We start from the raw sequence: 22,824 nt of genomic DNA, 5'->3' as shown, positions 1-22,824 counted from the left end.
CTCAAGTGGTCTGCCGGTTCGTCTGGTTCGAGGGAAGTCCGCCCGTACGAGACACATACCCTTGAGTAGGGTCGCTGCATGACCTCTACCGAAAGCAGCCCGAGCGGCCAGAAGGCCCCGGCCAAGGACCCCTGGGACCTCCCCGACGTCTCCGGACTCGTCGTCGGCGTCCTCGGCGGAACCGGACCCCAGGGCAAGGGCCTCGCCTACCGCTTCGCCCGCGCGGGCCAGAAGGTGATCCTCGGATCCCGCGCCGCCGAGCGCGCGCAGTCCGCCGCCGACGAGCTCGGCCTCGGCATCGAGGGTGCCGACAACGCCGAGTGCGCCCGCCGCAGCGACATCGTGATCGTCGCCGTGCCGTGGGACGGCCACGGCGCCACCCTCGAAGCCCTGCGCGAGGACCTCGCGGGCAAGCTCGTCGTCGACTGCGTCAACCCGCTCGGCTTCGACAAGAAGGGCGCGTACGCCCTGAAGCCGGAGGAGGGGAGCGCGGCGGAACAGGCCGCGGCGCTGCTCCCGGACTCGCGGGTCACCGCCGCCTTCCACCACCTGTCGGCCGTGCTGCTCATCGACCCGGAGGTCGACGAGATCGACACCGACGTGATGGTGCTCGGCGAGGAGCGTGCCGACGTGGAGACGGTCCAGGCGCTCGCCGGCCGCGTCCCCGGTATGCGCGGCATCTTCTCGGGCCGCCTCAGGAACGCCCACCAGGTCGAGTCCCTGGTCGCGAACCTCATCTCGGTGAACCGCCGCTACAAGGCGCACGCGGGACTGCGCGTAACCGACGTATAGGCACGTACGGGGTGCCTTCCGGCGCTCACGGGGCATGGGGGACACTGGTCGGCGTACTACCCGCCGCGCCGCCGTCTGGAGCCGACCCCCATGCCCCGCATCGCACTGTTCTCCCTGGTCGTCTGCGCCCTGGCCGTCGTGGCGGCCGTGGTCTCCTTCGTCGAGGGCAGCTTCCTCGGGATCGTGTGGGTGCTGATCGCGGGTGTCACGTCGAACATGACGTGGTTCTACCTGCGCAAGGCGAAGGCCGAGAAGCAGGCCACGCAGGCCCAGGCCGCGCCCACCGCCTGACCTCGCCCACTGCCTGAATCTCGCCTACTGCGTGAACGTCGGGATCTCCGGGGTGCCCTGCCAGAACCGGTAGAACTGCAGGCCCCAGTACGTGTCCCACTCGTGCACGCCGAGCGCGGCAAGGACCCAGTCGACCGCGTCGAAGAACCACTGGTTGATCTCCGGGATCCACAGCACGGCGAACACGGCGAGCAGACCGAACGGCGCGAACGGCTCCACCTGCCGCCGGACCTTCTGCGACAGCCACGGCTCGATCACCCCGTACCCGTCCAGGCCCGGCACCGGCAGGAAGTTCAGGATCGCCGCGGTGACCTGGAGCAGGGCGAGGAACCCGAGCGCGTAACGGAAGGTGTCCGGCACCCCGTCCAGCGCGTCCAGCCAGAACGGCGCCGTGCACACGATCGCGAACAGCACGTTCGTCAGCGGTCCCGCCGCCGAGATCAGGCTGTGCCGCCAGCGCCCCCGGATCCGCCCCCGCTCGATGAACACGGCGCCGCCGGGCAGTCCGATCCCGCCCATGATCACGAAGATGACCGGGAGCACGATGCTGAGCAGCGCGTGGGTGTACTTGAGCGGGTTCAGGGTCAGATAGCCCTTCGCGCCGATCGAGATGTCGCCGCTGTGCAGCGCCGTGCGCGCGTGCGCGTACTCGTGCAGACAGAGCGAGACGACCCAGGCGCCCGTCACGAACAGGAACACCGCGAAGCCCGGCTGGGACGCGAAGTCCGTCCACACCGCCCAGCCGGCCACCGCCGTGATCGCGGCGATGCCGAGGAAGACGGGGCTGATCCTGTTGTCGCCGCGGCGTGCGGTGGCGGTGGTCATGGGGTGGAACTCCCGGGGCAGACTGGTCGGCTGGCTCACCGAACGTACTCGCTGTATGCGGGAAACGTGTCGCGGTACTGCGGGAGTTCCGGACAAGGTAGGGGCATGACGAGGTCGAGGCAGGTACCAGGCGCGGTGGTCGAACGGCAGCAGGGAGAATAGGTCCGTGCGCTACCGCATCCTCGGCACCACCCAGGCATTCCGCGACGACGGCACGGCCGTCCCGGTCGGCGGGGCGCGGCTGCGTGCCCTGCTCACGGTGCTCGCGCTGCGGCCCGGCCGCGCCGTACCTGTCGCGTTTCTCGTCGACGAGGTGTGGGGCGAGGAGCCGCCCGCGGACGCGGCGGGTGCGCTGCAGGCGTTGATCGGGCGGCTGCGCAGGGCTCTGGGGGCGGAGGTGATCACCTCGTCCGAGGGTGGCTACCGGCTCGCCGCCGCCGCGGACGACGTCGACCTGTTCCGCTTCGAGCGGCTGACCGCCGACGGGGCGCGGGCCCTCGCGGACGGTGCCCCGGAGAAGGCGCTCGACCTTCTCGACGACGCGCTCGCGTTGTGGCGGGGGCCCGCCCTCGCCGATCTCCCGGACCGGTCGACCGAGACCACGCGGTGGGACACCCGGCACCTCGACGCCCGGCGCACGCGGCTTGCCGCGTATCTGGCGCTTGGCCGGGCGGATGAGGTGCTGCCGGAGCTGACCTCGCTCTGTGACGCGCATCCGTTGGACGAACCGTTGCAGGTCCTGCGGCTGCGGGCGTTGCGCTCCGCGGGGCGGGGGGCGGAGGCGCTGGCCGCTTACGAGGGGGTGCGGCGGGGGTTGGCGGACACGTTGGGGGCGGATCCCGGGCCGGAACTCCGAGCGTTGCACGAGGAGTTGCTCACGCCACGGGGCTCCGCCCCGGACCCCGCTGCTCAATCGCCGCAGGGGCTGGATTTGGCCCACCCGCCACAGGGGCTGGACGGTGCGGACGAGTCCGCCGCCTTGGGCAATCTGCCGCCTGGGGCGGCAGGGTGGGCAAGGCGGCCCCCGGCGCAGGCCGCACCCACTTCGGCCCCCGCCCCGGGTAACCTCCGCGCCCGGCTCACCTCGTTCGTCGGGCGCACGGGCGACATCGATGCCATCCGTGCCGATCTGGGCCGCGTGCGGCTGGTCACGCTGCTCGGGCCCGGCGGCGCGGGCAAGACGCGGCTTTCGCAGGAGGTCGCGGAGGGGGTCGGGACCGCCCCGGACGGTGTGTGGCTCGCGGAGTTGGCGCCGGTCAGTGATCCGGCCGCCGTGCCGGAGGCGGTCGTCAGTGCGCTCGGGGCCCGGGAGACCGTGCTGCGCGGCGCCGGCGCCGAAGAGCTTCGCGTCGCGGGGGAGCGGCAGGGCGACGACCCCCTCGTGCGGCTCGTGGAGCACTGCGAGGACCGCCGGCTCCTGCTGATCCTCGACAACTGCGAGCACGTCATCGACGCGGCCGCCGCCCTCGCCGACGACCTCCTCGCCCACTGCCCCGGTGTCACGATCCTGGCGACGAGCCGCGAACCCCTCGGCGTACCGGGCGAGTTGTTGTACCCGGTGGAACCGCTCCCGGAGCCGTACGCGCTGCGGCTGTTCGGCGAGCGCGCCGCCGCCGTGCGCCCCGGCTTCACCGTGGACGAGGCCCCGGACGCGGTGGGCGAGATCTGCCGCCGCCTCGACGGCCTCCCGCTCGCCATCGAACTCGCCGCGGCGCGCCTGCGCATGCTCACGCCCCGCCAGATCGCCGACCGCCTCGACGACCGATTTCGTCTCCTCACCTCCGGCGCCCGCACCGCCCTGCCCCGCCAGCAGACGCTCCGCGCGGTCGTCGACTGGTCGTGGGACCTGCTCGACGAGCCGGAGCGCGCCACCCTCGCCCGCCTCTCCGTGTTCAGCGGCGGCTGCGACCTGTCCGCGGCCGAGTCGGTCTGCGGTCCGGACGCGCTCGACGCCCTGGCCTCCCTCGTCGACAAGTCGCTCGTGGTCGCCGCCCCGGAGGAGGGCAGCGGCGACATGCGCTACCGCCTCCTCGAAACCGTCTCCGAGTACGCGGACGACCGCCTCGACGAGTCCGGGGAGCGCCCCGCCGCCGAGCGCGCCCACCTCACGTACTACCGCGAACTCGCCCGCACCACCGACCCGTTGCTCCGCGGCAGCGGCCAGCGCGCCGCCATCGCCCGGATCGAGCGGGACTACGAGAATCTGCGCACGGCCCTGCGGCACGCGGTCGCGGCGCGTGACGAGCAGGAGGCGTTCAGCCTCGTCCTGTCCCTGTCCTGGTTCTGGCAGATGCGGGACCTGCGCGTCGACGCCCGTACGTGGACGGGGGAGGCCGCGGCGCTCGGCCCCGACCCGTTCGCCGGGCCCGGCAGCCCCGCCCCGCCGATCTTCGATCGCTGCACCGACACCCCGCCCCCGCTGACCGGCGAGCTCTTCGAAGAGGCGCGCCGCCAGGTCCATCTGTGCCGGCTCGGCTACATGGACATGGAGATGGACCACTGGCAGACGGAGGTGGGCCAGGACCGGCTGCGCGCCGTCCTCGAGACCTACCGCGCCGACCTCCCGCAGGCCTGCCGCCCGCCCGGCAACATCTGGTACTTCGCCGTCCTGTTGACCGGCGACATGGGCCGGCTTCAGGAGCTCGCCGCGGTGTCCACGCGGACCTGCCGCGAGCTCGGCTACGACTGGGAGCTGGCGCTCGTCCTCCAGATGCGGGCCAACGTGTTCGCCAACCGCAGCGACTGGGCCGAGGAAGGGCTCGCGTACGCCGACGAGTCGCTGGAGCTGTTCAGTCGGCTCGGCGACGAGTGGGGGACGGCCGAGGCGCTGTCCGCGCGCGGTGAGGCGCGCGAGAAGCTCGGCGACTTCGAGGGCTCCGCCGCCGACTACACGCGCGCCCGTGAGGTCGCGCACAGCATGGGCGCCCACTCCCAGGCCGCGATCCTCCAGGTCAGGCTCGGCCAGACGCTCATCGAGCAGGGGAACATCGAGGGGGGCGAGGCGCTGCTGTGGGAGTCGCTGGAGGACGGGCGCCGGCACACCAACGAGTCCAGGCCCGCCGCCCGCCTCTTCCTCGTCTCCCATCTCTCGTTCACCGGCCGCACCGTCGAGGCCCGTGAGCAACTCGCTTTGCTGCGCAGTGAGTTCAGGGTGGTGCAGATCGGGTTCTTCCACGGCATGACCATCGGCATGGAGGCGATGATCGACACCGTCGACGGGCACACCGAGGACGCCGTCGCGAACGTACGGCGCTGCCTCGACATCGCGCGGGACCCGCTGGCCGCGCTCGTCATGCCGCAACTGGTGGGGCTGCATCTGTGCACGGCGGCCCGGGCCATCGTCCAGCGGGGCGGGGAGGGCGACGCGGTGGCCGCCGCGCGGCTCATGGGCGCGGCCGACGCGGCGATGCCCGAGGGCCACAAGCCGGCCGTACTCGAACGAAATTGGCGCGCGGCCGCCGCGGCGGAGACCCGCGCGCTGCTCGACGAGGCGACGTACGAGCGGGCATACGCAGAGGGCGGCGGCCTCTCCTTGGAGGAGGCCACCGCCCTGTTGGACGACTGACGACCGACGCGAATCGACCCGGTCGCCCGGACCCGTTCTGCGCGGGGTCAGCTCTTGGTGGTGAACTTACGGATCGCGATCGGCGCCATGACGGCCGTCAGCACTGCCGTCCACCCGAGGGTCACCCACAGGTCGTGGGCGACCGGGCCGCCGACCATCATTCCGCGGCAGGCGTCCGCGAGGGACGAGATCGGGTTCCAGTCGGTGAAGGCCTGCAGCCAGCCCGGCATCGACTTGGTCGGCGCGAAGATCGACGAGCCGAACTGCAGCGGCATCATCACGAGGAAGCCCATGGCCTGCACGGCCTGCGCGCTCTTCATGACCACGCCGAGCGTCAGGAAGATCCACATGAGGGCGGAGCCGAACAGCGCGGTCAGGCCGATGGCACCGAACAGACCGGCCCAGCTGGTGATGTCGAATCCGACGAGCAGCGCGACGATCATCAGGACCGTGGTGGCGACGAGGAGCCGCAGCATCTCCACGACCACCTTGGCGATGAGCACCGATCCGCGGCCGATGGGCAGGGACCGGAAGCGGTCCATGATGCCCTTCTGGAAGTCCTCGTTGAAGCCGGTGCCGACGCCCTGCGCGATGTTCATGCTCATCATCGCGACCATGCCGGGGATCACGTACTGCACGTACGCGTCCTGGCCGCCGCCCATCGCGGAGCCGATCGAGCCGCCGAAGACGTACACGAACAGGAGGGTGAAGACGATCGGCATCAGGACCGCGTCCATCATCGACTCCGGGTCGTTGCGGATCCACAGCAGATTGCGGCGGATCAGCGCGCCCGTGTGACGCAGATGGCCACTCAGGCCGATCTTGGGGTCGGCCTCGATGGTGATCGTGGGGGCCGCGGTGGGAGCGGCAAGGGTGGTGGCACTCATACGGCGGCCTCCTCGAGTTCGGGCCTGGCGTCCTCCGGGGCGGAGGCCTTGTGGCCGGTGATGGACAGGAACACCTCGTCCAGGCTGGGCAGTTCGGTGGTGATGGAGCCGATCGTGATGCCTCGCGCGGTGACCGCGCCGACCACGGCGGTGAGCTGCTTGTCGCTGAGTACGGGGACCAGGACGGACCCGGAGTGGGTGTCCACGGTGGTGGTGGCGAGGCCCGTGAGCCCCATGTCGTCTATCGCGTGCGCCAGCGGGCGCAGCTCCAGCTCGTCGGCCGGGCGGATCCGCAGGGTGCGGCCGCCGACCTTCGCCTTGAGCTCGTCGATGCCGCCCCGCGCGATGACCTTGCCGTGGTCGACGACGGTGAGCTCGGAGGCCAGCTGCTCGGCCTCCTCCATGTACTGGGTGGTGAGCAGGACGGTGACGCCGTCGCGCACCATGCTCTGGACCTCTTCCCACACCTCGTTACGCGTACGGGGGTCGAGGCCGGTCGTCGGCTCGTCCAGGTAGAGGACGTGCGGGCGGCCGATCATCGACGCCGCGAGGTCGAGGCGGCGGCGCATACCGCCGGAGTACGTCTTCGCGGGGCGGCCGGCGGCGTCCGTGAGCGAGAAGCGCTCCAGCAGGGCGTCGGCGCGGGCCTTGGCGTCCTTCCTGGACAGGTCGAGCAGCCGCCCGATCATGTACAGGTTCTCCCGGCCGGAGATCTTCTCGTCGACCGAGGCGTACTGGCCGGTGAGGCCGATCACGCGGCGCAGCTGGCGGGGCTGGCGCACCGCGTCGTAGCCCGCCACGATCGCCGTGCCGGCGTCGGGGGTGATGAGGGTGGAGAGGCAGCGGACGAGGGTGGTCTTGCCGGCGCCGTTCGGACCGAGGACACCCATGACGGTGCCCTCGTGTACGTCCAGGTCCACGCCGTCCAGGGCCTTGGTCGCGCCGTAGTGCTTGACCAGTCCCCTCACCGATACGGCGACCGGTCGGTCGCTCACGGAGTTCTTGTCGATTCGCGTCATGCCCTCAAGGTGTCAGCCCCCACCGACAACCCACCGACACCCGACCGACAACGGGTGGCTGCCGCCGATACGGTGCCGACAGGGGGTGGGCGGGTTGGTGGTGGACGCCTACGGCACTGGCAGGCGGCACCGCTCCTTCTCTGGCTGCGCCGGTCCCCGCCCATCTCCCGTTTCCGGTGGGCGGCGCTTGGGCTCGGGCCATTGTCGGGGTGGGCGTTTGCGGCACTAGTGCGCGGCACCGCTCCTTCTCTGGCTGCGCCGGTCCCCGCTCATCTCCCATTTCCGGTGGGCGGCGCTTGGGCGCGGGCCAATGCCGGGTCAGGCGTCCGCGGTACGAGTACGCGGCACCGCCCCTCCTCCGGCTGTGCCGGCCCTCGCTCATCTCCCGTTTCCGGTGGGCGGCGCTTGGGAGCGGGCCATTGTCGGGGTGGGCGTTTGCGGTACGAGTACGCGGCACCGTCCCTCCTCCGGCTGTGCCGGTCCTCGCTCATCTCCCGCCGCCCGCCCCCTCCGGGGGCTTCGGCCCGTCCGGGGCGGGGGCGGTGCCGGGGTCGGCGCCTTCGGTCATGGGTGCGCGGCACCGGGGGCCGCCTTGCCCACGGTGCCGCCCTGGGCGGTGGATTGCCCGAGCTGGGGTGGCGGCGCCCTGTGGGGTCGAGGTTCCGGAGGGGTGGGGCAAATCGAGTTGCCCGAGGTGGGGTGGCGGCGTCCTGTGAGGCGGACGTCCCGGAGGGGCGGTGCGGCATGGTCTTTTCTCGGGCTGCGTCGGCATCCGCTCATCTCCCGCCGCCCGCCCCCTCCGGGGGCTTCGGCCCGTCCGGGGCCGGGGTCGGCGCCTGTCGTGATGGGTGTGCGGTGCCGGGGGCCGCCTTGCCCACCCTGCCGCCCTGGGCGGCAGATTGCCCGAGGTGGGGTGGCGGCAGCCCGTGAGGCGGACGTTCCGGTGGGGTGGGGCAAATCGAGTTGCCCGAGGTGGGGTGGCGGCATCCTGTGAGGCGGACGTCCCGGAGGGGCGGTGCGGCATGGTCTTTTCTCGGGCTGCGTCGGCATCCGCTCATCTCCCGCCGCCCGCCCCCTCCGGGGGCTTCGGCCCGTCCGGGGCCGGGGTCGGCGCCTGTCGTGATGGGTGCGCGGCACCGGGGGCCGCCTTGCCCACCCTGCCGCCCTGGGCGGCAGATTGCCCGAGGTGGGGTGGCGGCAGCCCGTGAGGCTCACGTCCCGGAAGGGCGGCGCAAATCAAGCCCCGCTTTGGGACGAGACTCGCGGGGTCCGGGGCGGAGCCCCGTGGGCGCAACTTCGCCGGGGCCGGGGGAGCGGTCCCGGTGCAGGCCGGGCAGCGCGTGGCCGACGCCCCCGGAGGGGGCGGGTGGGTGGGAGATGAGCGGAGGAGAGGAAAGGAGGCAGGCACGGAAAGGAGGCAAGCACGGCGGGGGGAAGGGAACGAAGAGTCGCCCAGCGGCGAGAAACCGCCCGGCGCCCCGGGACGCCGTCACTTACCGCGGCCCCGTTCGCCCCGGCCTCCGCAGACCTCCCACCCCGGACGGCCCCCGTAGCCCCTGCGCCACCGCCCGGCGCTGCCCGACGCCGCCCCCGCGCCACTGCCCGACGCCGCCCCTGCGCCACCGCCCGGAGCTGCCCTGCGCCGCCCCAGTGCCACTGCCCGACGCCGCCCCGCACCACCGCCCGGCGCCGCCCCCGCACCACCACCCGCGGCGCCGCCCCCACCCCCCCGGTCACCCGCGGAGCACAGCGCGGCCCGCCGATGGGGGAAGTTCGGCGGGCCGCGGTCGTACCGGGTTGGCTCAGTGGACGGAGTGCTCCTCCTGAGGGAACGTTCCGCCGATGACGTCCTCCGCAAACGCCTTCGCCGCGTCGGACATCACGCCCCGCAGATCCGCGTACTGCTTCACGAAGCGCGGCATCTTCCCGCCGGTGAGGCCGAGCGCGTCCGTCCAGACCAGGACCTGCGCGTCCGTACCGGCCCCGGCCCCGATGCCGACGGTCGGGATGTGCAGGGTGCGCGTCACCTCGGCCGCGAGCTCCGCCGGAACCAGCTCCAGGACGACCGCGAACGCCCCCGCGTCCTGGACGGCCTTGGCATCGCGCAGCAACTGCTGCGCCGCCTCCTCGCCGCGCCCCTGGACCCGGTAGCCCTGCGTGTTGACCGACTGCGGGGTCAGTCCGATGTGCGCCATGACCGGGATCCCGGCGTCGACGAGCAGCTTGATCTGGTCGTGCGAGCGCTCGCCGCCCTCCAGCTTCACCGCCCCGACCCCGGCCTCCTTCACCAGCCGCATCGCCGAGCGCAGCGCCTGCGTCGGCCCTTCCTGGTAGGACCCGAAGGGCAGGTCACCGACGATCAGCGCGCGGGACGTGCCGCGTACCACCGCCGCCGAGAGCAGCACCATCTGGTCGAGGGTGACCGGCACCGTCGTCTCGTACCCGAGGTGACAGTTGCCCGCCGAATCGCCGACCAGCATCACGGGGATGCCTGCCTCGTCGAAGACCGACGCCGTCATCGCGTCGTACGCGGTGAGCATGGGCCACTTCTCGCCCCGCTCCTTGGCGAGGCCGATGTCCCGGACCGTGACCCGCCGCGAGCCCTTGCCCCCGTACAGCACGGTGGACTTCTGGGCGTTCTGCGCGCTCTGGTCGTTCGATGTCTGCTGGGCCTGCTGGGCCTGCTGGATGTTCTGGGTGTTCTGGGCAGCCGAAAGCTCTGTGGGTTGCGTCATCGCAACGGCTCCTTCATGTCGTCTCGAGGCGCCCTGACGGCGTCCCCGGATCGCCTCCATGGTGGCACCGCGTGCCGCCCCCGCGCCAGGCCCCATCCCGATCCCGCGCCAGGCCCCCACCGAACCCGTGCCCCGTCCACGTAAAGCCTCGGCAAGGCTTTCCGCGAGACTTTAAATACGAGACGGTTCCGTATCGTAATGGGGCTAGGGTCGTTCACATGACCACTCCTGACGCCCCTCGGGACCCCCAGGGTTCCCAGGACTCCCGGGACTCCCAGGGGTCCCGCGTACCCGAGTCCGTGCACCGCCGTCGATGGGTGATCCTCGGCGTGCTCATGCTGAGCCTGCTGATCGTCGTCCTCGACAACTCGATCCTGAACGTCGCGATCAAGACGATCTCGACCCCCGAGCCCATCGGCATCGGCGCCTCGCAGAGCGAGCTCGAGTGGGCCATCAACGCGTACACGCTCGTCTTCGCGGGCCTGCTGTTCACGGCGGGACTGCTCGGCGACCGCATCGGCCGCAAGAAGGTCCTCATCGGCGGCCTCGTCGTCTTCGGCCTCGGCTCCGCGCTCGCCGCCGAGTCCGGCACGCCGGTCCAACTCATCGCGTTCCGCGCGGTGATGGGACTCGGCGCGGCCTTCGTCATGCCGGCCACGCTCGCCGTCCTGATGAACGTCTTCGAGCGGGACGAGCAGCCGAAGGCCATCGGCATCTGGGCCGGCGGCGTCGGGCTCGCCATCGCGATCGGGCCGATCACCGGGGGACTGCTCCTCGACCACTTCTGGTGGGGCTCGGTCTTCCTCGTGAACGTGCCGATCGTGATCATCGCCATCGTGCTGATGCTCGCGCTCGTGCCGGACTCCAGGGACCCGAAACCCGGCCGGGTCGACCTCGTCGGCGTCGTACTGTCCGTCGTCGGTCTCGTGCTGCTCGTCTACGGGATCATCAAGGGCGGCGACGAGGGCGACTTCACCAGCCCCCAGGTGCTCGCCACCATCGCCGCGGGCCTCGCCGTCCTGGTCGCCTTCGTGCTGTACGAGAAGCGCAGCGACCACCCGTCGTTCGACATCAACTACTTCAAGGACAAGGTGTTCTCGGCCGCCATGGCCGGCATCGCGCTCGTCTTCTTCGCGATGATGGGTGTCACGTTCTTCGCGTCCTTCTACATCCAGAGCGTGCGCGGTTACTCGCCGTTGCAGACCGGCGCGTTCCTGCTGCCGCTCGCCGCCGCCCAGTTGATCTTCGCGCCGCGCGCCCGGCTCGTCGTCGACAGGCTCGGCGTGCGCGTCACCACGACCGGGGGCCTGGTGCTGCTCGCGGCCATGCTCGCCGCGTTCACCCTGCTCGACGAGGACAGTCCGATGTGGATCATGGAGGTCATCTTCTTCTTCATGGGCACCGGCATGGCCCACGTCATGACGCCGACCAGCGTCGTCATCATGCAGTCGCTGCCGCGCGAGAAGGCGGGTTCGGCCTCCGCGCTCAGCAACACCTTCCGTCAGGTCGGCGGCGCGCTCGGTATCGCCGTGCTCGGCTCGGTGCTGTCCACCGCGTACAAGAACGGGATCGAGGACCAGCTGCTGCCGCTGCCCGCCGGACTCCGGGACGCCGCGGGCGCGTCCATCGAGGCCACCCTCGGCGTCGCCGAGAAGCTCGGGCCGCGCGGCGAGGCGCTGGTGGGGGCCGCCAATGACTCCTTCGTGAACGCCATGCACATCACCGCGCTGTGCGGTGCGGGCGTCGCCGTGCTCAGCGCCGTCCTCACCGGCATGTTCCTGCCGCGCAAGCCCAAGGATCCGCCGGCCGGGCAGAGCGGCGAGCAGCCGGAGAAGGTCGGCGCGGGCCACTGATCCGCCACTGACCTGCTGGTTGAGAGAATGCGCCGGGGCCCGCCACAGCGGCGGGGCCCGGGGCGCGGCGAAAGGCGGAGCGCGGTGGACGCGGGCACGGAACGGGCCGAGGGGCAGACGCGGCGGCGAAGGATCCCCGGGGCCCCGGCCCCTGCCGCCCCCGCGCGCGGCCGTCCGCGCAGCGAGGCCGTCGAACAGGCGATCATCGAGGGCGTCATCCAACTCCTCGAACAGGGCGTGCCGCTCACCGAGCTGTCCATCGAGCGGATCGCCCGCACCGCAGGCGTCGGCAAGGCCACCATCTACCGGCGCTGGAGCGGCAAGGAGGCACTCTTCGTCGACGTCGTCGCCTCCATCGAGGAACCGGACTCCGAACTGCCCGGCACCTCGATGCGCGACGACCTCGTCCGGATCCTCGAGCACATGCGCAGGCGCGGCCTCAGCATGCGCACCTCCGCCCTGCTGCACAACGTTCTCGCGCAGATGAAGACCCTGCCGAGGCTCTGGGACGCGTACCACGAGCTCGTCGTGGACCCGCGGCGGCGCGCGACGCACGACGTGGTGCGGCGCGGGGTCGCCGACGGGGAGCTGCCGGCCGGTACGGACGTCGAGTTCGCCGCGGATCTGTTCACCGGGCCGATGCTGTTGCGCACGGTCATGCGGTCCGACGCGCCGCTGGCGGAGGACCTGGCCGAGCGGATCGTCGATACGGTGCTGGCGGGGTTGCGCGCCGGTCACTGACGCCGGGTATCCGTGCCGGGTGTCGATGTCAGGTGGCCGATGTGCGGGTTTCGTCACAGCGTCCCTTCCGGGCCGGTCGTACGGAACTCAGCACGCCACCGCGTACGTCACCGTGGTCGTAGAGACGTTGACGTCCGCGCTCGGCAGCGCGGGCGTGACGGAACGGAAAGCCGCTGCTCATCGCCTACTGTTTGGCGGGGGCAGCGGGCACGGCAGGCAGTGAGGCGACGACGGCATGGCGCAGGCGTACAAGGGCGGCGACAGCAGCGGAACCGGGACCACCGGACCCGGGGCCCGGTTCCGGCGTCAGGGCGGCCGACCGCTGGGCGACCGCGGTTACTGGCGGCGCGGCATCGTCCTCGCGGTGCTCGCGATCCTGCTCGCGCTCGTCATGCTGCTGCACGCGCAGATCCCCAACACCGTCGGCAACCTCGGCTCCCTGATCGAGACGTTCCTGCCGTGGCTGGGTGTCTTCATTCCGGTGCTGCTCGTCCTGGGCCTCGTACGGAGGTCGGCGACCGCGGTGATCGCGGTGCTGGCCCCGGCGATCGTCTGGTTCAACCTGTTCGGTGGGCTGCTCACCGACAAGACGGGCAGCGGCGGCGATCTGACCGTCGTCACGCACAACGTGAACGCGGAGAACTCCGATCCGGCGGGCACCGCGAAGGACGTCGCCGCGTCCGGCGCGCAGGTCATCGCGCTGGAGGAGGTGACGGCGCAGGCGCTGCCGTCGTACCAGGATGCGCTCGCGAAGGCCTACCCGTACCACACGGTCCAGGGCACGGTCGGGCTGTGGAGCAAGTACCCGCTCGCCGGCACCCAGGCCGTCGACATCAAGCTGGGCTGGACGCGGGCGCTGCGCACGACCGTCGCGACGCCGCAGGGCAAGGTCGCGGTGTACGTCGCCCATATGCCGTCGGTGCGTGTGAAGCTCAACTCCGGGTTCACCGCCAGCCAGCGCGACAAGAGCGCGGACGCGCTCGGCGAGGCGATCGCCGACGAGCCGATCGAGAAGGTCGTCCTCCTCGGCGACCTGAACGGCACCATGAACGACCGCGCCCTGAACGGGGTCACCGCGCAGATGCGGTCCACGCAGGGCGCGGCGGGCAGCGGCTTCGGGTTCAGCTGGCCGGCCGCGTTCCCGATGGCGCGCATCGACCAGATCATGGTCAAGGGTGTGGAGCCGGTCACGTCGTGGACGCTGCCGGCGACCGGGAGCGACCATCTGCCGATCGCGGCGCGCGTGGACTTGTGACGTTCAGCGGTTCGCCGCTCGTCACGGCGCCTTAACCTCACGGAATAGTCGATGGGCGAGACTTTGTTCCGTACGTAAACTTACGTACCTACCTCCCCCTCGCTACCCGAAAGTTCCTTCATGCCCCTCGCCCTGCTCGCGCTCGCCGTGGGCGCCTTCGGCATCGGCACGACCGAGTTCGTCATCATGGGCCTGCTGCCCAATGTCGCCGACGACCTGCACATATCGATCCCGGATGCCGGACACCTCGTCTCCGCGTACGCGCTCGGTGTGGTCATCGGCGCGCCGCTGCTCGCCGCGGTCACCGCGCGGATGCCGCGCCGCCGCGTCCTCATCGGCCTGATGGCACTGTTCGTCGTCGGCAACGCGGTCTCGGCGGCGGCCCCCGACTACCACTCGCTCATGCTCGCCCGCTTCGTGAGCGGGCTGCCGCACGGGGCGTTCTTCGGCGTCGGCGCGGTGGTGGCGACGTCGCTCGTCGCGCCGGAGCGCAAGGCCCGCTCGGTCTCGCTCATGTTCCTCGGTCTGACCATCGCCAACGTCGTCGGCGTGCCCGCCGCGACGGCGATGGGGCAGCAGCTGGGCTGGCGCGCCACGTTCCTCGCGGTCAGCGCGATCGGGCTCGTCGCGATCGCGGCGCTGCTTGCGCTGGTCCCCGCGGACCACGGCCACGGCGAGACGGCCGCGGGTCTGCGAGGCGAACTGCGCGCCCTGAAGTCCCTCCCGGTCTGGCTCGCGCTCGGCACGACGGTCGCCGGCTTCGGAGCGCTCTTCGCCGCGTACAGCTACATCACGCCGATGCTCACCGACGCGGCGGGCTTCGCGGACGCGTCCGTGACCCTGCTGCTCGCGCTCTTCGGCCTCGGCGCCACGATCGGCAACCTCATGGGCGGCCGCCTCGCGGACCACTCCCTGCGCCGCACGCTCTTCGGCGGCCTGACCTCACTGGCCGTGGTCCTCGCCCTCTTCCCCCTCCTGATGCGTACGGAGTGGAGCGCGGCGCTCGCGGTCTTCCTCCTCGGCATGGCGGCGTTCACGACGGGCTCCCCGCTCCAGCTGATCGTGATGGAGAAGGCCTCCGCGGCCCCCTCCCTCGCCTCGTCCGCGAACCAGGCAGCCTTCAACCTGGCCAACGCCGGCGGCGCCTGGATCGGCGGCCTCACCCTCGCCGCCGGCTTCGCCGTAACCTCCCCGGCCCTCGCAGGCGCAGCCCTCGCCGTCCTCGGCGTGGCCGTCGCCTCGCTCGCATACGCGGTCGACCGCGGCCGCGCCACGGCCACACCGGGCCGCTTGGTGGCCTCCCATGTCCCGACGGAGCAGGAGACGGTGCGGCGCTGACAGGCGCCGCCAACGGCGCGGCTGAGGGGCGGGACACAGGCGTGTGTCCCGCCCCTCAGTCATGTGCGGTGGTCAGTGCCGGTAGCCCAGGACCGTCATCATGCCCGCCTCCGAGTGGTACACGTTGTGGCAGTGGAGCATCCACAGGCCGGGGTTGTCCGCGTCGAAGTCGGCCGTCAGGGTGCGGTTCGGGAGGACGATCGCCGTGTCCTTGCGGGGGCCGTTCGGCAGGGAGAACGTGTGGCCGTGCAGGTGGACCGGGTGCCACATCGACGTCGAGTTGGCGAAGACCAGGCGGACCCGCTCGCCCGCGCGCACCGGGTAGCGCTCGTCCGGGTCGTACGGCTTCTTGTTGAACGCCCAGTCGTACTTGGCCATCCCGCCGGTCAGCCGGAGCCTGATCGTGCGGTCCGGCTTGCGGGAGGGGAGGGCCACCGAGTCGGCTGGGCGGAGCTTGTCCGCCGTGAGGAGGCGGCCGTCCAGTTCCTTGGGGCGGGATGTGGCCTTCGGCGTCGTACCCGAGCTCGTACGCAGTACCGCAAGGCCCGACGCCTTCTTGCCTTCCGCGAGCGCCGTCAGCGGGAACACCCCGTCGCCCGCCGTGACCAGCACGTCGTACCGCTCGCCCATCCCGAGCAGCAGCGCCTCCGTCTTCGCGTGCCGCACCGGGAAGCCGTCCGTGTGCGTCACCGTCATCTCATGGCCGCCGAGCGCGACGCGGAACGCCGTGTCGCCGCCCGCGTTGATGAACCGGATCCGAATGCGGTCGCCGGGGCGGGCCTTGAACGATGAAGGGGCCGCGGGCGTACGGCCGTTGACGAGGTAGTACGGGTACTTCACGTCACCCGCGTCGCCACCCAGCAGGTCGCTCTTCGCGCCCATCATCATGCGGGACGGGCCCTCCATCGAGGGTGCGGGGGATGACTTCGCGGAGTGCATCGACATGCCTTCCATCCCCGGCATGTCGTGGCCGGAGTGGCCGCCGTCCGAACTGCCGGAGCCGTCCCCGTGGTCCATCCCCGAGCGCAGCTCCTTCAGTACCGCGTCCGGCGTCGAGCCGGCCACCCCGTCGACCCAGTCGTCGAGGATGACCACCCATTCCTTGTCGTAGGAAAGGGGCTCCTTGGGGTCCTCCACGATCAGTGGCGCGTACAGGCCGCGGTCCTGCTGCGTGCCCGAGTGCGGGTGGAACCAGTACGTGCCGGGGTGAGCGACCTTGAAGCGGTACGTGAAGTCGGCGCCGGGTGCCACGGACTTCTGGGTCAGGCCCGGCACCCCGTCCATGTCGTTGCGCAGCGCGATGCCGTGCCAGTGCATCGACGTGGGCTCGGGGAGGTGGTTGGCGAGGGTGAGGGCGAGCGTGTCGCCGGCCGTGACCCTGACCTCCTTGCCGGGCAGATCGCCGCCGTACGACCAGGACTTGACGGTGCGGTCGCCCAGGTCGAGGCGAGTCGCGGCGGCCGTGAGCCGGACCTCGCGGACCCGGCCGCCCCCAGAGCGCTTCCGTTCGGCGGCGGCGACTTCCTCGCCCGCCGGGTCGACGTAGCCGCCGCCGGATGCGGATCCGGGCGCGCCATGCCCGTTGTGGCCGGACGAAGCGCCGGAGGAGCAGGCGGCCAGGGCTCCGGTGCCGGCGGCGGCGATCGCCGCCCCAAGCAAGGTGCGCCGGGCCGGGGCATGCGGAAGGGACTGCTTGCGCATGGGTGAGTACCTCAACTGTCGGTAACTGTCGGTGTTGATGGGTGTGGTGCGATTCAGGCGCGCGAAACCGTGCGCAGGCCTAAATGCGCAGCACCGACAGCCGGGAGAGGAGTCCTCGGGGAGGTGGCGGGTTGGGTCGCTGGGCGAAGGAGAGTCCGCGGGCGCGCGGTCCCGGAGCCGCCGCCACGAGCAGCGGGCGCAGCACCGCCGCCGTCAGCAACAGCAGCGTGAACGAGCCGAGCACGGCCAGGCATACGTTCAGCGGATCCATGCCGCCGTGGCCGGGGGAGTCGGGGCGCTCGTGAACCGTGGCGGCGGAGTCGTGCGGGGAACCGTGCTCGGCCGTCGCGACGTGCGCGCTCCCCATCGGCATCGCCCCGTCGCGCCCCGCCGAATGCCCCGACGGATGCCCCAACGTATGCATCACCACGATCCCGAAGAGCAGCGCCGCGAACAGCAGCAACCGCTGCCACCGCCCCGTGCCGCTCCTCGTCCTCGCCATGCCCGCACCCTACCCCCTACCGGTATCCCGCGACGTGCGCCCTCCCCGCCCCGAGCCGATCATGAGCCCATGACGACAACGGATAATTCGGGGCACGGGGAATCGGTCGCGTCGGACGACGGCACCCGCCGCCAGTTCATCTCGTGGGTCACTCTCGGCCTGATGACCACGGCCTCCGTCGCCAGCCTGCGGCCCTCGCCCTCCATGGCGCTGTACGGACTCGCCGCGGTCTTCCTCTACCTGCTCCCGGCCGTCGTCTTCCTGCTGCCCACCGCCCTCGTCGGCGCCGAACTGGCCTCCGGCTGGACCGGCGGCATCTACCGCTGGGTCAGCGAGGCGCTCGGCAAGCCGCTCGGGTTCATCGCCGTGTGGTGCCAGTTCGCCATGACCATCGCGTACTACCCGAGCCTGCTCGCCTACGTGGCGTCCACCTTCGCGTACGTCATCCACCCGAGCCTCGCCGAGAACGGCCTGTACGTCGCGATTTGCATCGTCGTCCTGTACTGGGCCGGTGTGTACGTGAGTTCGCGCGGTACGAAGACCATCGCCGGCCTGTCGTCCCTCGGGCTCATCATCGGCACGCTCATCCCCGGCGTCGTGCTCGTCGTGCTCGGGATCGTCTTCCTCGGGCAGGGCAACCCGTCCGCCGCCCCCATGGACTCCAGCCACTGGCTGCCGCCGTGGACGGGCCTCGCCAGCCTCGTCCTCATCGTCAACAACTTCCTGTCCTACGCGGGCATGGAGATGAACGGTGTGCACGTGTCGTCGCTGCGCAGCCCGCGCGCCGAGTACCCGCGCTCGATCTTCCTCGCCACGGGACTCGTACTCCTGATCTTCATCCTGCCCGCCCTCGCGATCAGCTGGGTGATGCCCGCGAAGCAACTCAGCCTGACCGCAGGTCTTATGCAGGCGTTCCAGGCGTTCTTCGACCACTTCGGGGTCGGCTGGATGACGAGGATCGTCGGCGTGATGCTGGTGTGCGCGGCGCTCGGCGGCATGCTGACGTGGCTCGCCGGACCGGCCAAGGGGCTCGTGCTGCTGTCCCGGCAGGAGGGGTATCTGCCGCCGGTCCTACAGAAGTTCAACAAGTACGGCGTGCCGCAGAACGTGATGATCGCCCAGGGCGTGCTCACGACGCTCATCGGCGTCCTCTACGCGTTCAGCGACAACGTCTCCAGCCAGTACTGGATGTTCTCCGTCATCACGATCCAGATCTATCTGGTCGCGTATCTGCTGATGTTCGTGGCCGTGGTGCGGCTGCGGCGCTCGCAGCCGGACGTGCCGCGCGGCTTCGTCGTCCCGGCCGTCACCGCCGTCGCGGGCATCGGGTTCGTGGCCTCGGTGCTCGCGCTCGTGATCGGCTTCGTACCGCCGGACCAGTACGACACCGGGCCGCTGTGGCGCTATCTGCTGATCGTCGGTGGCGGTCTGCTCGTCCTCGGCGTCGCGGCGCCGGTCGCGTTCCTCAAGTTCCGCAAGCCGAGCTGGATCCACCCGGACCACCGCGACCCGGCGATCGGCTCGGAGTCCTGAGCCCCGGCGGCGAGGTGAGCGCCCACCCGCCGCCGGGACGTCCTTCGGTCAGCGGCGGTACGAGTTCACGTAACCCGGAGCCGGCGAGCCGACCCCCGTCACGTCGTCGTAGCCCCTGACGGCCTTCAGCGAGGCGTCCTTGCCGAGGCTGCGCACCGAGGTGAGCAGACCCTCCGACGCGTCGTAGCTGTTCGCGAAGTCGACGCGCGCCACGGCGAGGTCCTTGCCCTTGGGCTGGTCCACCACGTCGTGGTACTTGGCCGAACCGTACCGGTCGTAGATCGCCGGGTTCGCGAAGCCGAGCGGCTTGCCGCCGCCGGTCTGCTGCGCGAGCGCCTGCACACCGGCGACCACGGGCGCGGCGAGCGAGGTGCCGCCGATGCGGTACTCGTCGTAGCCCTGCGTGCCGTCGGGCAGCGTCTGCGTCTGGCCCACCAGGAAGCCGGTGTTCGGGTCGGCGATGGCGGAGATGTCCGGGACGACGCGGTGCGTGCCGCCGTTCGCCTTCGCCAGCGCGTCCGGCACGACGCCCTTCTGGTAGTCGGGCTGCGCGACCGTCTTGCTGGTGCCGCCGCCCGCGCCCGAGTTGTACGCGCCCGGGAAGTCGGTCCAACTCTTGCCGTCCGCCGCCAAGTTGGACTTCAGCGTGCCCCAGCCGGTCTCCCACTGGTACTTGTCGCCCTTGCCGACGGCGAGCGAGGTGCCGCCGACCGCCGTCACCCACGCCGAGTTGGCGGGCGTGTCGACCTGCTTCGTACCCGTCGACGCGACGTTGTCGCCGTTGTCGCCGGACGAGAAGTAGAAGCCGATGCCCTCGACGGCGCCGAGCTGGAACACCTGGTCGTACGCGGCGGCCAGCTCGGGGGTCTGGTTGGCCTCGATGTCGCCCCAGGAGTTGGAGACGATGTCGGCGAGGTGGTTGTCGACGACCTTGCCGAGCGAGTCGAGCAGATCGTCGTCGTAGCAGGAGGCCGCGCCCACGTACGTGATGTCGGCGGCCGGGGCCATCGCGTGCACGGCCTCGACGTCGAGGGTCTCCTCGCCGTACCAGCCGGCCGCGTCGCACTCCTCGGTCTTCGTGTACGTCTTGGGCAGCACCTGCTTCAACTGCCGTGTGTTGTACGGCGCGTCACCGTGCTTCTTCGCGTACGTCGCCGCGTCCTTGGCGATGGTCGGCGAGGCGTACGCGTCGGTGATCGCGACCTTCACACCCTTGCCGGTCGCCTTGCCGGCGCCGTACGCGGCGCGCAGCTGCTTGCCGGTGTAGCCCTTCGGGGCGTACGGGACCTTGGTGCCGTACGCGTCCGGGAGCGTGGTCGCGGTCTTGGATCCGTAGTACGTGGAGAACGGGCCCGCGTTGCGGAACACGGCGCTCGGCGGCGGCAGCTCGTCCTGCTTCGTCGCCTTGTGCGGGGCGCTGTCCAGGCCGGTCACCGTGAGCACGGCGCCGTCGAGGGAGGCGGGCACGGAGGCGGCGCCGGACGGGGCGCGGTAGGTGTGCCCGCCCTTGGTGTAGTCGTGCAGCTGGGTGCCGAAGGCCTTCTCGATGGCGGCCACGTCGCCCGACACGGAGAGGTAGTGCGTAGTGGAGCCGGTCACGGTCAGGCCTGCGGACTTCAGCCAGGCCGTGACCTCGGATATCTGCTCTTTCGTCGCCCCGAAGCGGCTGCGCGCCTCCTTGGCGCTCAGATACTTCTGGTACTGCGCGGACGACGGGTCGGCCACGGACTTCGCGTACGAGGCGAGGCCCTTCGCGTCCCGGCCGGCGAGGTAGACGCGCGCGCCGACCTTGCCGCTGTCCGTGGTGTCGCCCTTGTCGGCGGCGCCGGTGGCCCACAGCGGCTTGGTGCCGGAGAGGGTGTCGCGGCTCGGCTGGGCGTGGGCGGGCGCGGCGAGGGCGAGGGCGCCGGCGAGCAGCGGAAGGGTGGCCGCGATGCTCAGGCCTGCCCGGGTGCGGCGTGTGCCGCGGTTGGATCTCATGTGGTCCCCCCTGGATAGAGGTGCTGGAGACGCCGAGGTGCATGTGTAATGCACACGAAGAAAAGCCCACTCTTGCCAACAACCGTTCACGCGGGGGAAATGAGACGATCAAGAAGACGTCAAGTCGGCTCAACTACGGTCGCGATAGGCCGATTTGGGCGCATCGGTGGGCGGTCCGCCGCCCGTCGTGCGGTGCCGCGTCGGCCACCGGGTGGCACGGCTCGGAAGGCGGGCACTATGACCCTGGGGTGTTCGACAGGCACTATGAACACATCACCGGCCGGTCAGTGACGATCAAGGTCGGCAACGCGTCGGAAACGGTCGTGTGGTGGGATGTGACCAGGCCCTCTGGGCGGCGTGGGAGCAGCAGGCCTGACCAGCAAGGATGGGTGGAAGCGAGAGATGGACAAGCAGCAGGAATTCGTGCTCCGTACCCTTGAGGAGCGCGACATCCGGTTCGTACGTCTGTGGTTCACGGACGTGCTGGGCTTCCTCAAGTCGGTGGCCGTGGCTCCGGCCGAGCTGGAACAGGCGTTCGACGAGGGTATCGGCTTCGACGGCTCGGCGATCGAGGGCTTCGCCCGGGTCTACGAGTCCGACATGATCGCCAAGCCGGATCCGGGCACTTTCCAGGTCCTGCCGTGGCGGGCCGAGGCCCCCGGCACGGCGCGCATGTTCTGCGACATCCTGATGCCCGACGGCTCGCCGTCCTTCGCCGACCCGCGCTACGTCCTGAAGCGGGCCCTGGCCAAGACCTCGGACCTCGGCTTCACCTTCTACACCCACCCCGAGATCGAGTTCTTCCTGCTCAAGGACAAGCCGCTGGACGGCACCCGCCCGGTGCCCGCGGACACCTCCGGCTACTTCGACCACACCCCGCAGAACGTGGGCATGGACTTCCGCCGCCAGGCGATCACCATGCTCGAGTCGATGGGCATCTCGGTCGAGTTCAGCCACCACGAGGGTGCGCCGGGCCAGCAGGAGATCGACCTCCGCTACGCGGACGCGCTCTCCACGGCGGACAACATCATGACGTTCCGCCTGGTCATGAAGCAGGTCGCGCTGGAGCAGGGCGTCCAGGCCACGTTCATGCCGAAGCCGTTCTCGGAACACCCGGGCAGCGGCATGCACACGCACTTGTCGTTGTTCGAGGGCGACAGGAACGCCTTCTACGAGTCGGGCTCCGAGTACCAGCTCTCCAAGGTCGGCCGCTCCTTCATCGCGGGCCTGCTGAAGCACGCCGCCGAGATCTCCGCGGTCACCAACCAGTGGGTGAACTCCTACAAGCGCATCTGGGGCGGCTCGGAGCGCACGGCGGGCGCCGGCGGCGAGGCCCCGTCCTACATCTGCTGGGGCCACAACAACCGCTCGGCCCTCATCCGCGTCCCGATGTACAAGCCCGGCAAGACGGGCTCGGCCCGCGTCGAGGTCCGCTCCATCGACTCGGGCGCGAACCCCTACCTCACCTACGCGGTCCTCCTGGCGGCCGGCCTCAAGGGCATCGAAGAGGGCTACGAACTCCCTCCGGGCGCCGACGACGACGTCTGGGCCCTCTCCGACGCGGAACGCCGCGCGATGGGCATCGAGCCGCTTCCCCAGAACCTGGGCGAGGCGATCACCCTGATGGAACGCTCAGAACTGGTCGCGGAAACCCTCGGCGAACACGTCTACGACTTCTTCCTCCGGAACAAGAAGCAGGAGTGGGAGGAGTACCGCAGCGAGGTCACGGCGTTCGAGCTGCGGAAGAACCTGCCGGTGTTGTAGGGCGCGGCATTGCACCACGACGAACGGGCCGGGGTTTCCCCGG

At 70.9% G+C, this 22,824-nt stretch carries 16 protein-coding genes; 9 read left to right on the top strand and 7 right to left on the bottom strand.

What is annotated here, in order from left to right:
- Window positions 1–78: 78 nt before the first annotated feature.
- Window positions 79–792 (top strand): NADPH-dependent F420 reductase, encoded by a 714-nt coding sequence (gene npdG / locus OHA73_RS14635; RefSeq protein ID WP_266720276.1) that lies wholly within the window; start codon window positions 79–81, stop codon window positions 790–792.
- 90 nt (window positions 793–882) lie between these two features.
- Window positions 883–1,083 carry a hypothetical protein gene (locus OHA73_RS14630; RefSeq protein ID WP_267070658.1) on the top strand — a complete coding sequence of 67 codons (201 nt, stop codon included), beginning with the start codon at window positions 883–885 and terminating at the stop codon, window positions 1,081–1,083.
- A gap of 24 nt (window positions 1,084–1,107) precedes the next feature.
- Here OHA73_RS14630 and OHA73_RS14625 read toward each other — a convergent pair whose 3' ends face one another.
- Window positions 1,108–1,908: a site-2 protease family protein gene (locus OHA73_RS14625; RefSeq protein ID WP_327655249.1), complete on the bottom strand. Its 801-nt coding sequence runs from the start codon at window positions 1,906–1,908 to the stop codon at window positions 1,108–1,110.
- 166 nt (window positions 1,909–2,074) lie between these two features.
- Between OHA73_RS14625 and OHA73_RS14620 the strand changes: the two genes are divergently transcribed.
- On the top strand, window positions 2,075–5,473 hold the full coding sequence (locus OHA73_RS14620) for an AfsR/SARP family transcriptional regulator (RefSeq protein ID WP_327655248.1): 3,399 nt from the start codon (window positions 2,075–2,077) through the stop codon (window positions 5,471–5,473).
- A 47-nt stretch (window positions 5,474–5,520) separates the two neighbouring features.
- On the opposite strand, the gene OHA73_RS14615 is transcribed toward OHA73_RS14620, so the two are convergent.
- The 3 genes from OHA73_RS14615 to panB all read right to left on the bottom strand — a co-directional run bounded on the left by OHA73_RS14615 (window position 5,521) and on the right by panB (window position 10,069).
- Complete coding sequence (locus tag OHA73_RS14615; RefSeq protein WP_327655247.1) at window positions 5,521–6,360, bottom strand: ABC transporter permease; 840 nt, start codon at window positions 6,358–6,360, stop codon at window positions 5,521–5,523.
- On the bottom strand, window positions 6,357–7,379 hold the full coding sequence (locus OHA73_RS14610; RefSeq protein WP_327655246.1) for an ATP-binding cassette domain-containing protein: 1,023 nt from the start codon (window positions 7,377–7,379) through the stop codon (window positions 6,357–6,359). Before OHA73_RS14610 ends, OHA73_RS14615 begins: the two co-directional genes overlap by 4 nt.
- Before the next feature lie 1,802 nt (window positions 7,380–9,181).
- Window positions 9,182–10,069: a 3-methyl-2-oxobutanoate hydroxymethyltransferase gene (panB, locus tag OHA73_RS14605; RefSeq protein ID WP_443063213.1), complete on the bottom strand. Its 888-nt coding sequence runs from the start codon at window positions 10,067–10,069 to the stop codon at window positions 9,182–9,184.
- Window positions 10,070–10,332: 263 nt separating this feature from the next.
- Between panB and OHA73_RS14600 the strand changes: the two genes are divergently transcribed.
- The 4 genes from OHA73_RS14600 (at window position 10,333) to OHA73_RS14585 (ending at window position 15,301) form a co-directional block, all read left to right on the top strand.
- Window positions 10,333–11,967, top strand: coding sequence for an MFS transporter (locus tag OHA73_RS14600; RefSeq protein WP_443063073.1), 1,635 nt, complete (start codon window positions 10,333–10,335; stop codon window positions 11,965–11,967).
- Window positions 11,968–12,051: 84 nt separating this feature from the next.
- Window positions 12,052–12,708, top strand: coding sequence for a TetR/AcrR family transcriptional regulator (locus OHA73_RS14595; RefSeq protein WP_371590771.1), 657 nt, complete (start codon window positions 12,052–12,054; stop codon window positions 12,706–12,708).
- 235 nt (window positions 12,709–12,943) lie between these two features.
- Complete coding sequence (locus OHA73_RS14590) at window positions 12,944–13,963, top strand: endonuclease/exonuclease/phosphatase family protein (RefSeq protein ID WP_267070663.1); 1,020 nt, start codon at window positions 12,944–12,946, stop codon at window positions 13,961–13,963.
- 120 nt (window positions 13,964–14,083) lie between these two features.
- Window positions 14,084–15,301 carry an MFS transporter gene (locus OHA73_RS14585; protein ID WP_266720292.1) on the top strand — a complete coding sequence of 406 codons (1,218 nt, stop codon included), beginning with the start codon at window positions 14,084–14,086 and terminating at the stop codon, window positions 15,299–15,301.
- A gap of 72 nt (window positions 15,302–15,373) precedes the next feature.
- On the opposite strand, the gene OHA73_RS14580 is transcribed toward OHA73_RS14585, so the two are convergent.
- Both OHA73_RS14580 and OHA73_RS14575 read right to left on the bottom strand, forming a co-directional pair.
- On the bottom strand, window positions 15,374–17,002 hold the full coding sequence (locus OHA73_RS14580) for a multicopper oxidase family protein (protein ID WP_327655244.1): 1,629 nt from the start codon (window positions 17,000–17,002) through the stop codon (window positions 15,374–15,376).
- A gap of 79 nt (window positions 17,003–17,081) precedes the next feature.
- Window positions 17,082–17,504, bottom strand: a complete 423-nt coding sequence (locus tag OHA73_RS14575; protein ID WP_267070665.1) for a DUF6153 family protein — start codon at window positions 17,502–17,504, stop codon at window positions 17,082–17,084.
- 69 nt (window positions 17,505–17,573) lie between these two features.
- Here OHA73_RS14575 and OHA73_RS14570 point away from each other — a divergent pair, with 69 nt between their 5' ends.
- On the top strand, window positions 17,574–19,037 hold the full coding sequence (locus tag OHA73_RS14570; RefSeq protein ID WP_267070666.1) for an APC family permease: 1,464 nt from the start codon (window positions 17,574–17,576) through the stop codon (window positions 19,035–19,037).
- A gap of 48 nt (window positions 19,038–19,085) precedes the next feature.
- On the opposite strand, the gene OHA73_RS14565 is transcribed toward OHA73_RS14570, so the two are convergent.
- Window positions 19,086–21,017, bottom strand: a complete 1,932-nt coding sequence (locus tag OHA73_RS14565) for a S53 family peptidase (RefSeq protein WP_267070667.1) — start codon at window positions 21,015–21,017, stop codon at window positions 19,086–19,088.
- Window positions 21,018–21,419: 402 nt separating this feature from the next.
- Between OHA73_RS14565 and OHA73_RS14560 the strand changes: the two genes are divergently transcribed.
- A complete protein-coding gene (locus OHA73_RS14560; RefSeq protein WP_266720302.1) occupies window positions 21,420–22,781 on the top strand; it encodes a glutamine synthetase family protein in 1,362 nt (453 codons plus the stop codon).
- Window positions 22,782–22,824: the final 43 nt, after the last annotated feature.

The organism is Streptomyces sp. NBC_00483, assembly GCF_036013745.1.
Taxonomy (GTDB): Bacteria; Actinomycetota; Actinomycetes; order Streptomycetales; family Streptomycetaceae; genus Streptomyces.
Note: the sequence above shows the minus strand (reverse complement) of the source record. Positions and strands in the feature narration are given on the sequence as shown.

What these genes read in the sequence shown, in the direction of transcription:
- OHA73_RS14560 (WP_266720302.1), top strand. Translation starts at nt 21,420, where the DNA reads ATGGACAAGCAGCAGGAATTCGTGCTCCGTACCCTTGAGGAGCGCGAC.
- OHA73_RS14600 (WP_443063073.1), top strand. Translation starts at nt 10,333, where the DNA reads ATGACCACTCCTGACGCCCCTCGGGACCCCCAGGGTTCCCAGGACTCC.
- OHA73_RS14580 (WP_327655244.1), bottom strand. Translation starts at nt 17,002, where the DNA reads ATGCGCAAGCAGTCCCTTCCGCATGCCCCGGCCCGGCGCACCTTGCTT.
- OHA73_RS14590 (WP_267070663.1), top strand. Translation starts at nt 12,944, where the DNA reads ATGGCGCAGGCGTACAAGGGCGGCGACAGCAGCGGAACCGGGACCACC.
- npdG (WP_266720276.1), top strand. Translation starts at nt 79, where the DNA reads ATGACCTCTACCGAAAGCAGCCCGAGCGGCCAGAAGGCCCCGGCCAAG.
- OHA73_RS14575 (WP_267070665.1), bottom strand. Translation starts at nt 17,504, where the DNA reads ATGGCGAGGACGAGGAGCGGCACGGGGCGGTGGCAGCGGTTGCTGCTG.
- OHA73_RS14625 (WP_327655249.1), bottom strand. Translation starts at nt 1,908, where the DNA reads ATGACCACCGCCACCGCACGCCGCGGCGACAACAGGATCAGCCCCGTC.
- OHA73_RS14565 (WP_267070667.1), bottom strand. Translation starts at nt 21,017, where the DNA reads ATGAGATCCAACCGCGGCACACGCCGCACCCGGGCAGGCCTGAGCATC.
- OHA73_RS14610 (WP_327655246.1), bottom strand. Translation starts at nt 7,379, where the DNA reads ATGACGCGAATCGACAAGAACTCCGTGAGCGACCGACCGGTCGCCGTA.
- OHA73_RS14615 (WP_327655247.1), bottom strand. Translation starts at nt 6,360, where the DNA reads ATGAGTGCCACCACCCTTGCCGCTCCCACCGCGGCCCCCACGATCACC.
- OHA73_RS14585 (WP_266720292.1), top strand. Translation starts at nt 14,084, where the DNA reads ATGCCCCTCGCCCTGCTCGCGCTCGCCGTGGGCGCCTTCGGCATCGGC.
- OHA73_RS14630 (WP_267070658.1), top strand. Translation starts at nt 883, where the DNA reads ATGCCCCGCATCGCACTGTTCTCCCTGGTCGTCTGCGCCCTGGCCGTC.
- OHA73_RS14570 (WP_267070666.1), top strand. Translation starts at nt 17,574, where the DNA reads ATGACGACAACGGATAATTCGGGGCACGGGGAATCGGTCGCGTCGGAC.